At 41.7% G+C, this 13,800-nt stretch carries 13 protein-coding genes; 8 read left to right on the top strand and 5 right to left on the bottom strand.

Features of this window, described 5'->3' with window-relative positions; all coding sequences use genetic code 11:
• Positions 1-45: 45 nt before the first annotated feature.
• The 5 genes from V5804_RS04850 (at position 46) to V5804_RS04830 (ending at position 4,132) form a co-directional block, all read left to right on the top strand.
• Positions 46-540 carry a F0F1 ATP synthase subunit B gene (locus V5804_RS04850; protein WP_369590250.1) on the top strand — a complete coding sequence of 165 codons (495 nt, stop codon included), beginning with the start codon at positions 46-48 and terminating at the stop codon, positions 538-540.
• Between the two features lie 16 nt (positions 541-556).
• Positions 557-1,114 (top strand): ATP synthase F1 subunit delta, encoded by a 558-nt coding sequence (gene atpH / locus V5804_RS04845; RefSeq protein WP_369590249.1) that lies wholly within the window; start codon positions 557-559, stop codon positions 1,112-1,114.
• 117 nt (positions 1,115-1,231) lie between these two features.
• Positions 1,232-2,809, top strand: a complete 1,578-nt coding sequence (gene atpA / locus V5804_RS04840) for a F0F1 ATP synthase subunit alpha (protein WP_369590248.1) — start codon at positions 1,232-1,234, stop codon at positions 2,807-2,809.
• An 82-nt stretch (positions 2,810-2,891) separates the two neighbouring features.
• A complete protein-coding gene (gene atpG, locus V5804_RS04835; protein WP_369590247.1) occupies positions 2,892-3,776 on the top strand; it encodes an ATP synthase F1 subunit gamma in 885 nt (294 codons plus the stop codon).
• Between the two features lie 167 nt (positions 3,777-3,943).
• Entirely contained in the window at positions 3,944-4,132 is a 189-nt protein-coding gene (locus V5804_RS04830; protein WP_369590246.1) for a hypothetical protein, read from the top strand.
• A 32-nt stretch (positions 4,133-4,164) separates the two neighbouring features.
• Here the strand turns inward: V5804_RS04830 and gldB are convergent, their stop codons facing one another.
• The gene (gene gldB, locus V5804_RS04825) at positions 4,165-5,211 is read right to left on the bottom strand and encodes a gliding motility lipoprotein GldB (protein ID WP_369590245.1); all 1,047 of its coding nucleotides are present in this window, start codon (positions 5,209-5,211) and stop codon (positions 4,165-4,167) included.
• A 66-nt stretch (positions 5,212-5,277) separates the two neighbouring features.
• Between gldB and V5804_RS04820 the strand changes: the two genes are divergently transcribed.
• Complete coding sequence (locus V5804_RS04820; protein WP_369590314.1) at positions 5,278-6,939, top strand: NAD+ synthase; 1,662 nt, start codon at positions 5,278-5,280, stop codon at positions 6,937-6,939.
• A 317-nt stretch (positions 6,940-7,256) separates the two neighbouring features.
• Here the strand turns inward: V5804_RS04820 and V5804_RS04815 are convergent, their stop codons facing one another.
• The 4 genes from V5804_RS04815 to V5804_RS04800 form a co-directional block, all read right to left on the bottom strand.
• On the bottom strand, positions 7,257-7,634 hold the full coding sequence (locus V5804_RS04815; protein ID WP_369590244.1) for a hypothetical protein: 378 nt from the start codon (positions 7,632-7,634) through the stop codon (positions 7,257-7,259).
• Entirely contained in the window at positions 7,582-7,950 is a 369-nt protein-coding gene (locus tag V5804_RS04810; RefSeq protein WP_369590243.1) for an FRG domain-containing protein, read from the bottom strand. Before V5804_RS04810 ends, V5804_RS04815 begins: the two co-directional genes overlap by 53 nt.
• A gap of 55 nt (positions 7,951-8,005) precedes the next feature.
• Complete coding sequence (locus V5804_RS04805; RefSeq protein WP_369590242.1) at positions 8,006-8,419, bottom strand: DinB family protein; 414 nt, start codon at positions 8,417-8,419, stop codon at positions 8,006-8,008.
• A gap of 128 nt (positions 8,420-8,547) precedes the next feature.
• Positions 8,548-8,931, bottom strand: a complete 384-nt coding sequence (locus tag V5804_RS04800) for a hypothetical protein (protein ID WP_369590241.1) — start codon at positions 8,929-8,931, stop codon at positions 8,548-8,550.
• Positions 8,932-9,073: 142 nt separating this feature from the next.
• On the opposite strand from V5804_RS04800, the gene V5804_RS04795 reads away from it, so the two are divergent.
• Positions 9,074-12,805, top strand: coding sequence for a S8 family serine peptidase (locus V5804_RS04795; RefSeq protein ID WP_369590240.1), 3,732 nt, complete (start codon positions 9,074-9,076; stop codon positions 12,803-12,805).
• Positions 12,806-12,862: 57 nt separating this feature from the next.
• Positions 12,863-13,402, top strand: a complete 540-nt coding sequence (locus V5804_RS04790; RefSeq protein WP_369590239.1) for an ORF6N domain-containing protein — start codon at positions 12,863-12,865, stop codon at positions 13,400-13,402.
• Positions 13,403-13,800: the final 398 nt, after the last annotated feature.

The raw sequence follows: 13,800 nt of genomic DNA, 5'->3' as shown, positions 1-13,800 counted from the left end.
TTTGGCAAAGGCCAGCTTTATTTTATCAGTTAATTTTAAATAGATATGGAATTAGTAACCCCCGAAATTGGCTTAGTATTTTGGACGACAATATCATTTTTGATACTGTTCTTTTTACTGGCCAAATTTGCCTGGAGGCCAATTATGGGCGCCATTGATGTGCGCGAAAGATCTATCGAAGATGCTTTGCTGAAAGCGGAAGCAGCCAAAGAAGAAATGGCCCGTTTGACCAACGAAAACGAAGCTTTGTTAAAACAGGCCCGTGCCGAACGCGATTTGATTTTGAAAGAAGCCAAACAGGTAAAAGACCAAATAATCGGTGAAGCAAAAGCTGCGGCACAAACAGAAGGCAACAAGATCATCGAAAAAGCAAAAATTGAGATCAACAGCCAGAAAGCAATTGCCATGGCGGATGTTAAAAACCAGATTGCCACGCTTTCTGTAGATATTGCCGAAAAGATTTTGCGCAAGCAGTTTGAAGACAAACACAAACAAGACGAGCTGGTAGCCGATTTGTTGAAAGAAGTAAAGCTGAATTAATTTTACGTGATAAAAAATGTCTGAGTTTAAAGTTGCCACAAGATATGCCAAATCGTTGATTGACCTTGCAGAAGAGCAAAACCTGCTCGAACAGATCAAAAACGATCTATCGCTGTTTGTGCAAACCTTACGGGCCAATAGTTTGCTGGCCGCTGTTTTAAGAAACCCGATCGTTTCGCCGCAAAAAAAATCAGCGATATTGAACCAGGTTTTTACGGGGAAAGTGCAGCCTGCCACGATCTCGTTTTTTAAGATCATGGTAGATAAAATGCGTTCGGAAATTTTGTTTGATACCGCAAAAGAATTTGTAGAGCAGTACAATCTTAAAAAACATATCGTAAAAGCAGTAATTGTTTCGGCCGTTCCTTTATCCGAAAGCAACCGTTTGGAAGCGATGGCCGAAGTAAAAGCCGCAACGGCTGGCGATGTTGTTCTGGAAGAAAAAGTAGATCCGGGCTTAATCGGCGGGTTTGTACTAACCGTTGGCGACAGGCAGTTTGATACCAGCATCTCCGGCACATTAACCAAACTTAAAAAAGAGTTTGAACATAAAACAGCCGCAGAATTGGTTTAAACAATTTTTGCTTTCTGAAAATAGATGAGGCAAAAAAAATGCAGGTAAAAGAAGTATTCCGGTAAAAAAGTACTTTTCAAAATAGAAGAATATAACGATTTAAAATAAACTCAAAAAATGGTAGATGTAAGACCAGACGAAGTTTCCGCCATCCTGCGCCAGCAGTTGGCAGGCTTTAAGTCAGAATCAGAGTTAGAAGAAGTTGGGACCGTATTGCAAGTGGGCGATGGTATTGCCCGTGTTTACGGTTTAACGCAAGTGCAATCAGGCGAGTTGGTTGAGTTTGAAAACGGCCTGCAAGGTATCGTTTTGAACCTGGAAGAAGATAACGTGGGCGTGGTTTTGTTAGGTGCTTACGATGAAGTGAAAGAAGGAGATACCATTCGCAGGACTAAAAAAATCGCTTCCATTCGTGTTGGCGATGGCATGTTAGGCCGTGTGGTAAATACTTTAGGCCAACCGATTGACGGTAAAGGTCCAATTGCAGGCACTACTTACGAAATGCCTTTGGAGCGTAAAGCGCCGGGCGTTATTTATCGCCAGCCGGTAACTGAACCTTTGCAAACCGGAATCAAAGCAATTGATGCGATGATCCCGATTGGCCGCGGACAACGTGAATTGGTCATCGGCGATAGGCAAACCGGTAAAACAGCGGTTTGTATTGATACGATCATCAACCAAAAAGAATTTTACGAAGCCGGCAAACCGGTTTATTGTATTTATGTGGCTTGCGGTCAAAAAAATTCGACCGTAGCTAATATTGTCCGGGTTTTGGAAGAGAACGGCGCGATGCCTTATAGCATTGTGGTTGCCGCTTCTGCTGCGGATCCGGCTCCGATGCAATTTTTCGCGCCTTTTGCCGGTGCAGCCATTGGCGAGTTTTTCCGCGATACCGGCCGTCCGGCTTTGATTATTTATGATGATCTTTCTAAACAAGCCGTAGCATACCGCGAAGTTTCTTTATTGTTACGTCGTCCACCAGGCCGCGAAGCTTATCCGGGAGACGTGTTTTACCTGCACTCCAGATTATTAGAACGTGCTGCCAAGATCAATGCAAACGATGCGATTGCCCAAGCGATGAACGATTTGCCGGAATCAATCCGCAGTATTGTAAAAGGCGGCGGGTCTTTAACGGCTTTGCCAATTATTGAAACACAAGCCGGAGACGTTTCTGCTTATATTCCAACCAACGTAATTTCGATTACTGATGGGCAAATTTTCTTAGAATCAAATCTTTTTAACGCCGGTGTTCGTCCGGCCATCAATGTTGGTATTTCGGTGTCTCGTGTTGGCGGCAATGCACAAATTAAATCCATGAAAAAAGTAGCCGGTACGCTAAAATTAGACCAGGCACAATACCGCGAATTGGAAGCATTTTCCAAATTCGGTTCTGACTTGGATGTTGCCACAAAAACAGTTTTGGATAAAGGTTCGCGCAATGTAGAAATACTAAAACAAGCACAATTTGCACCGGTTCCGGTAGAAAAACAAGTGGCCATTATCTATCTCGGCACAAAAAACCTGATGCGCAACGTGCCGGTAAACCGTGTAAGGGAATTTGAAGCTGAATTTACCAGCCAGTTGGAAGTTCGCCATCCCGAAGTTTTAGCTGCTTTAAAAGCAGGAAAATTAGACGATGCAAGCACCAGCGTATTAGAAACCGTAGCAAAAGAACTATCTGCAAATTATAATTAAGAAAGTATCGAGTAAATAGTATCAAGTATCAAGCGGCAAGTAATCTAAATACTTGTTACTCGATACTTACTACTCTTAGAAAATGGCCAATTTAAAAGAAGTAAGAAACCGGATTTCCTCCGTATCATCTACCCAGCAAATTACCAAAGCCATGAAAATGGTTTCGGCGGCTAAGCTAAAACGTGCAACCAACGCGATTACGCAAATGCGGCCGTACGCGACCAAGCTGAACGAGATTTTGGCTAATTTGTCGTTAAGTTTAGAAGATGCAGCTTCGCCTTACATGCAAGTGCGCGAGCCTGTTCGGGTTTTAATTGTTGCGGTTACTTCCAACCGTGGTTTGGCCGGTGCTTTTAATGCCAATGTTATCAAAGCGGCCAATAACCTGATTGCCGAAAGATATGCAGAGCAGTTGCGGGCAAAAAACGTTTCGGTGGTTGCCATCGGAAGAAAGGCGCAGGAATATTACGAACGCCGAAAATACAACGTCATCGGCAACAACAACGAGTTGTTTACCGAGTTGAATTTTGATAATGTTTCGTTGGTTACCGAAGCCATTATGCAAGGTTTCGTTAACGGCGATTATGATCGTGTTGAACTGATTTACAACCATTTCCGTAACGCTGCCGTTCAATACATTGTAACCGAACAATTGTTGCCGGTTGCAAAACCTTCTAAAAAAGAGGCGGTAAAAACAGCACAGGTAGATTATATTCTGGAACCTTCGCAAGAGGAAATTGTAGAAGAATTGATCCCAAAAAACATCAAAGTGCAATTGTACAAAGCTGTTCTGGATTCGCATGCTTCCGAACACGGCGCGCGGATGACGGCGATGGACAAAGCCACAGAAAATGCCGGCGATTTGCTGAAAGCCTTAAAACTTTCGTACAACCAGGCACGCCAGGCGGCCATCACAACCGAATTAACCGAAATTGTTAGTGGTGCAGCAGCATTATCTAACGGATAAAACCTTTCCGATTATAAACTTAAAAAACCCGGCTAAAGCTGGGTTTTTTTTGATGCTTCTTTTACCGGTATATTTTCGGTGAAGAAAACTTTAATTTTTGTAAAAACCCTTTTTCTGTTTTTCGCTTTCGGTAAAATGGTTTACTTTTGAAATCAAATTATCAAAACATGAACAAAACCGCTTCTGCCAACGATACCCGGCATTATATTATCTTGGCGATAAGTATCTTTATCGGAATTTTTGGTGTGTATTTTCGCTTTTTTGGTGATACTGTCTTCTACACGATTGTTGCCAATATATTTTTTATAGGTGCTATTGTTCTTTGCCTGCGCACTGTTTTTGCCATTTTAAAATGATGCTTCTTTTACCACCTAAAAATTGGTAAAGCTTATTTTGGGTGGTATTTGGACTGGTTAAGGATTTTTTGTTCGTCCCGGTCTGTCATCAATTGCTGCAGCGTAACTTTCGGGTTTTTGTCCATGTACTGCTTTACGATCTGCCAGCCCGTCCAAACCGCCAGTTTCGGTGCTGAATTGTTATGGTCGCCCAAGCCTGGCGTAAAAGGCGCTTCGGTCAAATATTTCTGTATCTTCTGGTAATCTGTTTCATAAATCAGGTTATCTTCCAAAAAATAGCCCCAAATGTTTGCCTGGTTTTCGTTGCACCATTTCAGTTGTGCATCGGTATAACCAATTTTAGTGGAATCAGCAATTTCCGGTAAAACCTGATCCATAAAATACATGATCTTTCCGTTGTAAACCATCCGCGAAAGCAACGATTTGTCGTCCTCCGTTTGCTCCTCAAACATTTCTTCGCGCGCCAAACTCTCGATCACGCGCGGCACCATATTATCAGGCGTAAAACGGCGCGAAATATAATGCGGAAAAGTTTCAATCAAAGCTGGGTAAAACTTAGAATTGGCACCGAGAAAAAGGTCTAAACCAATACCGATATAATGGTTTCCGATTGAGTTTTGCGCTTGGAAACCAGAGAAATACGCATAAACGTGCGGCAAATTCTTCTGCGGGTAATAGTATTTGATGTGCTTAAAAGCATCCGTCATTTCGGCTTCCTGCTTGTCCAAATTCGGGTAAACAGAATCCACTTCGTGCTTTAAATCCGTGTAAGACCTCGCGGCAAAAACTTTTCTGAGGTTTGCAAAATAAGCTGTGTCTTTTACGCTTCCGGCACCCAAAATCCGTTCGATAAAATCAACATAAAAATCGCCGTAATGCCGGTACAACTGGTTGGCTTTGGTTGGGTAATTGCTGTTTCTGAAACCATCAAAATCGTGGTCAAAACGTTCTATTTTTACGTTGAGGTTGATGCCGCTGACATCAATTTTATCTTTTCTTTTACAGGAAAGCAGGAAAACACAAATCAGAAAAAATAGATAGCTTTGTTTTTTTAGGATTTGGGAAACAGTTTGGTTCATAGCAAACGAAAATAAAATTTTAATCTGTTAAACGCTAATATTGTGCTTACAGATACCTTTTTTATGATGAAGATCGCATTAGCACAGCTTAATTACCACGTTGGAAATTTTGAGGCCAACACCAATAAAATAATTAATGCCATAAAAGAAGCACAGCAAAACGGTGCCGATTTAGTAGTTTTTGCAGAACTGTGCATTAGCGGTTATCCGGCACGCGATTTTTTAGAGTTTGCCGAGTTTATTGCTTTGTGCGATAAATCGGCAAAGCAAATTGCAGCAGCATGCCACGGTATTGCCTGTATCATCGGTTTGCCCACCGTCAATTCTTCTCCCGAAGGAAAAGATTTGTACAACTCCGCTTACTTCATCGAAAATGGTACGGTAAAAGCAGTAGCCAACAAAGCGTTGCTGCCCAATTACGATGTGTTTGATGAATACCGATACTTTGAACCGGCAATCAATTTTGAGTGCATTGAATATCAAGGCCAGAAAATTGCCCTGACCATTTGCGAGGATCTGTGGAACAACATTGATGATCCGCTTTATCGCATTCGGCCAATGGACGTTTTAATCGGGCAAAAACCGGATTTGATGATCAACATTGCCGCTTCGCCTTTTGCCGTAAACCACGACCAGGAGCGAATGAAGGTTCTAAGTTACAATGCCAAAAAATACGGTTTGCCGCTGCTTTATGTAAACCATGTTGGTGCCCAAACCGAACTGATTTTTGACGGAGGATCAATGGTTTATGATTCTAACGGACAAATTATTGATGAACTGGATTATTTTAAAGAGCAGATTGCATATTACAACATCGAAAAAACAGGTGTAAAAGAAGTATCCATCAAAGCAGAAAAAACTTTAACGCCAGATGTTTCGCGAATGAGCAAAATCGAACAAATTCATCAGGCTTTGATTTTGGGTATTCGCGATTATTTTAAAAAGTCAGGTTTTACCAAAGCAACGCTTGGGCTTTCCGGAGGAATAGATTCGGCTTTGGTTTGTGTGCTGGCCTGCGAAGCTTTAGGTGCCGAAAACGTGATGGCGGTTTTGCTGCCTTCAGCTTTTTCTTCCGATCATTCCATCAAAGATGCCGAAGATTTGGTGAGAAATCTGGGCTGCATGAGCCAAACTGTGGCCATCAAAGAAATCACCAACGCTTTTGAACAGGCTTTAGAACCACAGTTTGCCGGTTTGCCTTTTAACATTGCAGAAGAAAATATCCAGTCGCGCAGCCGTGCCGTTATTTTGATGGCGATGTGCAACAAGTTTGGCTATATTTTGCTCAACACGTCCAACAAAAGCGAAGCCGCTGTTGGTTACGGAACACTTTATGGCGATATGTGCGGCGGGATTTCGGTTTTGGGCGATGTGTACAAAACGCAGGTTTACGAACTGGCCAATCACATTAACCGCGAACGGGAAATCATTCCGCAAAATTCCATCGCAAAACCACCTTCCGCAGAATTACGCCCCGGACAAAAAGATTCGGATTCGTTGCCGGATTACGATATTTTGGATCGGATTTTAAAGGAATACATCGAATTCAGAAAATCATCAACCAGTATTATTGCAGCCGGTTTTGAGGAAGCTGTGGTGCGAAAAGTAATCCGCCTGGTCAATATTTCTGAACATAAACGTTACCAAACGCCGCCTATTTTACGGGTTTCGGCCAAAGCTTTTGGTATGGGCAGGCGGATGCCGATTGTGGGGAAGTATTTAAGCTGATGCTGTTTTTATAGGTGTAAAAGAAGTATTGCCGGTAAAGTAATCTTGGTATTTCAAATGGACTAATTTACATTGCCGAACCAGGTCTTGTCGGGTAAAGGCCGGATTTTTCCGCTTGTATCAGTTATTCATTCCCTGTTGGAAATTATGTTTTGTAAGCTTTAATAAACAATATTAAAATTTATAGATCAGTTCTATTATTTGTTTTGTAATTATTAAATTATACGAAAGCAGTTTTAGAAACGCTACAGGTAAAGAAAGAAATTTTTTTAGAAATGTATTATTGCTAAGCTTAAACTTAATATTTGAAGCAAATGTTAAGGAATGAAATTTATTTCTCTATCCCTTATAAATCTATTTAAATAGTCAGATAAGCTATCCAAATCTTGATAAATCGAATATTCATTTATTCCATACTGTTCAAGTTGCTTCTGAATCTCTTTTTTAGATTTCTTGTTTATAACGATTTTTATGAATTCATATTCTTTAATATTTTTTTCTAAAGATATTGTTGGCTCATGCGAAATGCTAAAAACACCTCTTTGACTAATTACCCTTGCTGTTAATCCTTTAGGATAGAAAAAGCCAGAAGAAGTTATGTCAAAAGGATCTCCATCTGTTGTTAAAGGATGGTTTTTAAAATCAACTATAAAGACACAACAAAACATTATTACTACTACAGTTTTCCGTTGCAAAATACAAAGCTACTAACGGATTTTTAGTCCAGTCAAGTAATCGAGTTCCTAAACCATGATGTTGACCTAATGATAACCAATCCCATAAATCAACAGGTATGTTAGACAAATTATGATTAGCATATCTTGACCATGATTTTATAATATCCTTTTCTTTAAGATATTTAGGAACTGTTTTAGTATACTCTGGCCTTCCAATTTTAGGAATCAATTCCCAAGCTGAATTTGATTGGCCTCGAAAAAGAAAGTTGCTATCCGAGAACTTTTGTATAATATTGTGAAACTCTAAAAAACTATTATCCTTTTTTATTTCCATAATTTATTAAACAAGCAGGTAAAATATTAAAAATTAAAAGAGGCAACTAATAATCTTAAACCAACCTTTTCAAAGCCATAATATAAGCCGTATGGAAACCTTCATGAAAAGGCAAAAAATTAACGGCATCGTCAATATTATCCAAAGCAACGCCATAACGCGTAACAACAGGTGTATAAGTGCTAAAAAAGCCTTTTTTATAATCGCTTTCAAACTCGTCAAGAGAGGATATCAATAGGCTTTTAATGGTTTCTACCTCATTACTATCTATAAAACTATCCGGTTTGGTGCCGGGCAAAAAAGGCGTAACATATTTGTCCTGCACAATGGGCTGCAGGCCGGAACGTTTGTAGCAAAGTGCTTGTTGCACGGCAGTTAAATGCGCCAGGTTCCAGATGATGTTGTTGTTAAAACCTTCGGGTAATTGGTTTAACTGTTCGGTGTTTAAATTCTCTATTAGTGTAAGCAAAAAAGTTCTGGTGTTTTTTATATTTTCAATTTGCTGGTGCATAGGTTTCAATCTTAGTAAAACCCTAAATTACTTAAAAGCATTCATATTTTGGCACGATAAAAAAAGCATTCAGTAATAAGGCTTTTTTAAAAAACAGCTTTATTGCTGATGTAAATGTCTTTACGCACCAGGCTGTCCGGCAATACTTCAACTGCATTAATGCTCCCTTTTCCGTTGAAACTGTTGGCGTACAAACCTGCCTTCTCCACCACAAAAACCGAATATTGACCGGCAGGTAAATTTACCTCAAAATACCCTTTTGCATTGCTGCTGGTTTTGGCCACGCATACTGTTTTTATGCCGGTAAAATAAGCGCCGTTGCTTTTTGCTTCATTCACATTGGTAAGGTTGTAGATGGCAATTTCGCGTTTTACAGGTTGCGAAACGGATGGCGCGCGGCCCGGGCTTGGCATTTGGTTGCCCTGTTTAAGCAGCACATAGCCGCAAATGCCCTGTTTCGGTTTTTTCAAAGGTTTGGGTTGAAGGATAGGAACCAATAAAAATAAGATAAGGGTTAAAAAACTTCGCATGATATAAAAGTAATGTATGTATCTTAAACGCTCGAATAACACCTAAGCCTATCCGGCCCGTTAATTTAAATATGCTTCTTTTATGATCAAAAATTTTACCTGTATTATATTGTTTTTTATCACTTTTAAAACGCTTCCGGGCTTTGCGCAGTTTGTTAGCGAAGACAAAAGGAGGGAGCTGATTAGTTTTTCCGACCGCTTAAAAACGGATTTTGAAAGCAACCGCACCAAAGCTTTTGCCCTGGCCAAAGTAAAAGGCTGGCCAATTTTACGCAAGCAAAAAGATGGCCGGATCGTGTCTTTACAAGGCGTGGATGCTTTGGGTTTTCCTATCTATCTGCAAACCAACAATAACATTATTGCTGCGGCAACCACGCAAACTACATCGGTTTATTCCGGCGGTTCGCTCGGCTTAAACCTTTCCGGTTCAAGTGCTTTTATGGGCAGTAAATTAGGGATTTGGGACGAAGGAAAAATCTACCCCGACCACCAGGAGTTCGTCGGAAAAACGGTAACCATGATAGACAATTCAGCAACGGTCAGCGAACACAGCACGCACGTAGCCGGAACATTAATTGCCAAAGGTGTTTATGCACCGGCAAGGGGAATGGCTTTTGGTGCAAACGGATTGGTTGCTTATGATTTTAACAATGATGCTTCGGAAATGGCTGCCGCTGCGGTTAACTTATTGGTTTCCAATCATTCGTATGGTATTGTTGCCGGTTGGAGCTATAATACCAGCGTAACGCCAAACCGTTGGGAATGGTATGGCTTGCCCGGCGATAACGAAGATTATAAGTTTGGTTATTACAGTACCTATGCACAAAGTTTTGACCGGATTGCTTACAACGCACCTTATTACCTGATTACGGTAGCCGCCGGAAATGCCCGCGGAGAAACCGGCCCGGCTGTTGGTGCAACCTATTATGGCTATCAAAGCCGTACCGACCAGACGATTGTAAACAAAGGTGCCAGGCCGGCCAGCCTGAGCAGTAACGATGGTTATGATATTATGGATGCTCCATCATTAGCCAAAAATGTACTGGCTGTTGGCGCGGTAAACCCTTTGCCTTTTGGCCCGGCCTCGTCTTCGGATATTGCCATTGCTTATTTCAGTAGTTGGGGCCCAACGGATGACGGCCGCATCAAACCGGATATTTGCGGTGATGGCGTTAACGTAACTTCAACCGGTTATACAGCACCTGATGCTTACGAAGCTTTATCCGGCACTTCCATGGCTTCGCCCAATGTTGCCGGCTCGGTCTTTTTGTTGCAGGAATATTATGCACAAAAAAGTTCCGGCAGTTTTATGCGTGCTGCTACGTTAAAAGGTTTGGTTTGCCATACTGCTTTTGATGCCGGAAATATCGGCCCCGATTATATTTACGGCTGGGGCTTGCTCAACATAGCCAAAGCGGCACAGGCCATTACGGACAACGGCACGAAAAGCATCATCAGCGAAAATAGCTTGGCACAAGGGCAAACGCAAGCTTTTAATGTGGTTTCTTCCGGAAACGGCCCTTTGGTTGCCACGATTTCCTGGACTGATCCCGAAGGAACGGTCGGACCAACAGGCGTAGTGGATGACCCAACGATTAAATTGGTAAACGATCTCGACATCCGTATAAATCAAAATACTACTGTTTTTAAGCCCTGGGTTTTAGATCCTGCAAATCCGGCAGCGGCTGCCACAACCGGTGATAATAGCCGCGATAACATCGAACAGGTTTACATCGCCAACACCGTTCCGGGAAAAAGCTATACCATCACCGTAAATCATAAAGGAACATTGAGCCGCGGCCCTCAGGCTTATTCGCTGATTGTTACAGGTGTTGGCGGCAAGGTTTATTGTGCTTCGGCGGCAAACTCGACATCCGATTCTAAAATTAACCAGGTTCAGTTTGCCGGAATCAATTATACCGCGGCTGCCGGTTGCACTTCTTATACCGATAACACCAGTTTGACTGCTACGCTGGAGCAAGGCGCAACTTTTCCTTTCAATATAACTTTGGGAACTTGCGGTGGAAATTTTAACAAAATCGCCAAAATTTTTATTGACTGGAATGCCGATGGCGATTTTGACGATGCCGGAGAACTGGTTGCTACTTCGCCCATAATTAATGGCAATGCTTCTTTTACCGGCAATATTTTGGTGCCGGTTTCGGTAATGCCAAATACCTATAGTTTGATGCGGATTGTAGAAACAGAAACCACCGATCCTGCTGCCGTTACCGCCTGCGGAACTTATGCAAAAGGCGAAACCCAGGATTACCGCATTAATTTTGTCCGAAGTACAAAAGATGCCGGTATTGCCAGTATTTTAAGTCCGGGTGCTTCCGGCACTTGCAGTAACAATGCCGAGCAAATCAGTATCCGCTTGCATAATTATGGCAGCGCGGCCATCAGCAATGTTCCGGTTACGGTCAATATCACCAACGCAAACGGATCGGTTACCACCATTAACGAAACTTTTACGGGTACGATTTTACCTTCGCAAGAACAGGATTTTACTTTAAATACAACTTTTAATGCCCAGGCTGGCGCTGCTTATCAAATCACGGCTGCAACAAATTTAGCCGGAGATACACAAAGCAGTAATAACCAGTCAACCGAAACGGCAACCATCAGCCCGGCACCTGTTTTAAGCAATTTGCTGGCGGTAAACTGCTTCAATACCAATTCGTATTTGTTAACGGGTAATGGCGATGGAACCGTTTTTTGGTATGCCAATGCTACTGATGCACTGCCTTTTGACAGCAGCCCTTCTGTCAATACAACACAGGCTCCCATCAACAACACCTATTATGCCGGTTTAAATGATTTGGCAGGAAAAGTTGGCCCGGTAACTAAAAACGTTTTTTCATCCGGCGGCTACAACCAATTTGGGCCGGGAATGAACATCACCACTACCGTTCCTGTTATTTTGCAAAGTGCCAGGCTGTACATTGGTTATCCTGGCACCATCACTTTTACGGCAACCAATACTTCCGGACAAACCGTTTCCAGCGTTACTTTAAATGTGGCCGCCACGCGCAGCAACCCGCAAACCGGCTCACAGGCGGACGACCCAACCGACGTTGGCCGTGTTTACCAGCTTAATTTACTGCTTCCTGCCGCCGGAAGCTACACCATTAACATCAGTTATGCGAATAACGCCACTATTTACCGCAACAATGGCGGCGTTATCGGTTATCCGTTTACCATCGGCAATTTCTTCTCGCTTACCGGAACAAACGCTGCCGCCACGCCGCAGGCTTATTACTATTACTTTTATGATTTGACCGTAAAAAGTGCCGGTTGTGCTGCTGCTGCACGTGTTGCCGTACCCGTTACCAAACCACAAATCACCCAGAATGGCGCCACTTTAACTTCCAATTTCGCCAAAGGCAACCAATGGTATTTAAATAATACGTTGATCCAAGGCGCAACTGGCCAAACCTATCAGCCAAAAGTTGCAGGTACTTATCGGGTTGATGTAACCACTTCCGCAGGTTGTGTTTCGCCTTCGGCAGATTTTAATTTTACGCTGCCGGTCGGCGAAAGCCCGCTTACGGATATCAACCTCATCATTTATCCGGTTCCAACAAATAATATTTTAAATTTAAGTTTCGAGTTGTACCAAAAAGGTGATCTGCAATATTCTGTTTGGAACAGCATTGGCCAGTTGATGTACCAAAACACCACGGCCATTACAGTTTTTGGCAAGTATAATACCAGCATCAATACCACCAGTATGGCCAGCGGTAATTACATTTTGCGGATCAGGACGGGATCGAAAAATTACAGTAAGAAGTTTGTGATTACTAAGGGTTGATGCTTCTTTTACCGGGTAAAATTCTATATCAAATTAGAAAGAAACATATTTGAAAGCATGAGTAAACAATTGGCTACAACGATACCGGACGAAGTGGTAATGAGTAAGATTTACATGGTTCGGGATCAGAAAGTAATGGTTGATAGGGATTTGGCAGAGTTATATGGCGTAGCAACTAAAGTGCTGAAACAAGCTGTAAGGCGAAATATGGCGCGCTTTCCTGAAGATTTTATGTTTGAGATGGATAAAGAAGAGTTTGAAAATTGGAGGTCACAAAATGTGACCTCCAGGGAAGACCGGCAAGGTCTTCGCTATATGCCGTTCTGCTTTACAGAACAAGGTGTAACCATGTTATCCTGTATTCTCAATAGTAAGCGTGCTATACATGTCAATATCCAAATCATACGAATTTACACTCGGATAAGGGAAATGCTGCTGGCACATAAAGATGTTTTTCTAAGAGTAGAACAAGTAGAAAAGCAAATGATCAAGCACGACGAAAAGATAGAATTGCTCTTTACCTATCTGAGTAAATTTATCGAAAAAGAAGAAACACCGAGAACGCAAATAGGTTATAGGGCAAAAAAGGAAGGGTAGGAACTGATAAAATTATGGATCAATAAATTTGGGTTTGAGTTTAAAAATTGTAAAATGAATTGTCGAAATCACTTATTGAACTTGTTTAAACTTGTTTTTTTGTGCTTTGCACCATGCTTCTTTTACCCTATAAAAATTGGTGGGCAATATGTTTGGATTTGGTTAGGCTGGTAAAAGCACCAATTTTTATAGGGTAAAAGAAGTATCAGCCAAAAAAACTGACCGGAAAAAAAGTTTAAACAACTACATTTATTAACGAAGTTGTTTAAACTTATTTAGAGGGTAAAACAAGGTTCCCAATAAAAGCTGATTTTTGTGGTGCAAATCATAAAAGGTCAGATCAAGATTGGGAACCGTGGATAAAGGTACGATAGGGGAATTAATTTTGCCACATTTAA

It is taken from the genome of Mucilaginibacter sp. (assembly GCF_041088075.1).
Classification (GTDB): domain Bacteria; phylum Bacteroidota; class Bacteroidia; order Sphingobacteriales; family Sphingobacteriaceae; genus Mucilaginibacter_A.
This window is presented reverse-complemented; position numbering and strand designations above follow the sequence as displayed.

Excerpts from the sequence above, each read along its gene's own strand:
- atpG (WP_369590247.1), top strand. The coding sequence starts at position 2,892 with ATGGCCAATTTAAAAGAAGTAAGAAACCGGATTTCCTCCGTATCATCT.
- V5804_RS04790 (WP_369590239.1), top strand. The coding sequence starts at position 12,863 with ATGAGTAAACAATTGGCTACAACGATACCGGACGAAGTGGTAATGAGT.
- V5804_RS04830 (WP_369590246.1), top strand. The coding sequence starts at position 3,944 with ATGAACAAAACCGCTTCTGCCAACGATACCCGGCATTATATTATCTTG.
- atpH (WP_369590249.1), top strand. The coding sequence starts at position 557 with ATGTCTGAGTTTAAAGTTGCCACAAGATATGCCAAATCGTTGATTGAC.
- atpA (WP_369590248.1), top strand. The coding sequence starts at position 1,232 with ATGGTAGATGTAAGACCAGACGAAGTTTCCGCCATCCTGCGCCAGCAG.
- V5804_RS04795 (WP_369590240.1), top strand. The coding sequence starts at position 9,074 with ATGATCAAAAATTTTACCTGTATTATATTGTTTTTTATCACTTTTAAA.
- V5804_RS04820 (WP_369590314.1), top strand. The coding sequence starts at position 5,278 with ATGAAGATCGCATTAGCACAGCTTAATTACCACGTTGGAAATTTTGAG.
- gldB (WP_369590245.1), bottom strand. The coding sequence starts at position 5,211 with ATGAACCAAACTGTTTCCCAAATCCTAAAAAAACAAAGCTATCTATTT.
- V5804_RS04810 (WP_369590243.1), bottom strand. The coding sequence starts at position 7,950 with ATGGAAATAAAAAAGGATAATAGTTTTTTAGAGTTTCACAATATTATA.
- V5804_RS04850 (WP_369590250.1), top strand. The coding sequence starts at position 46 with ATGGAATTAGTAACCCCCGAAATTGGCTTAGTATTTTGGACGACAATA.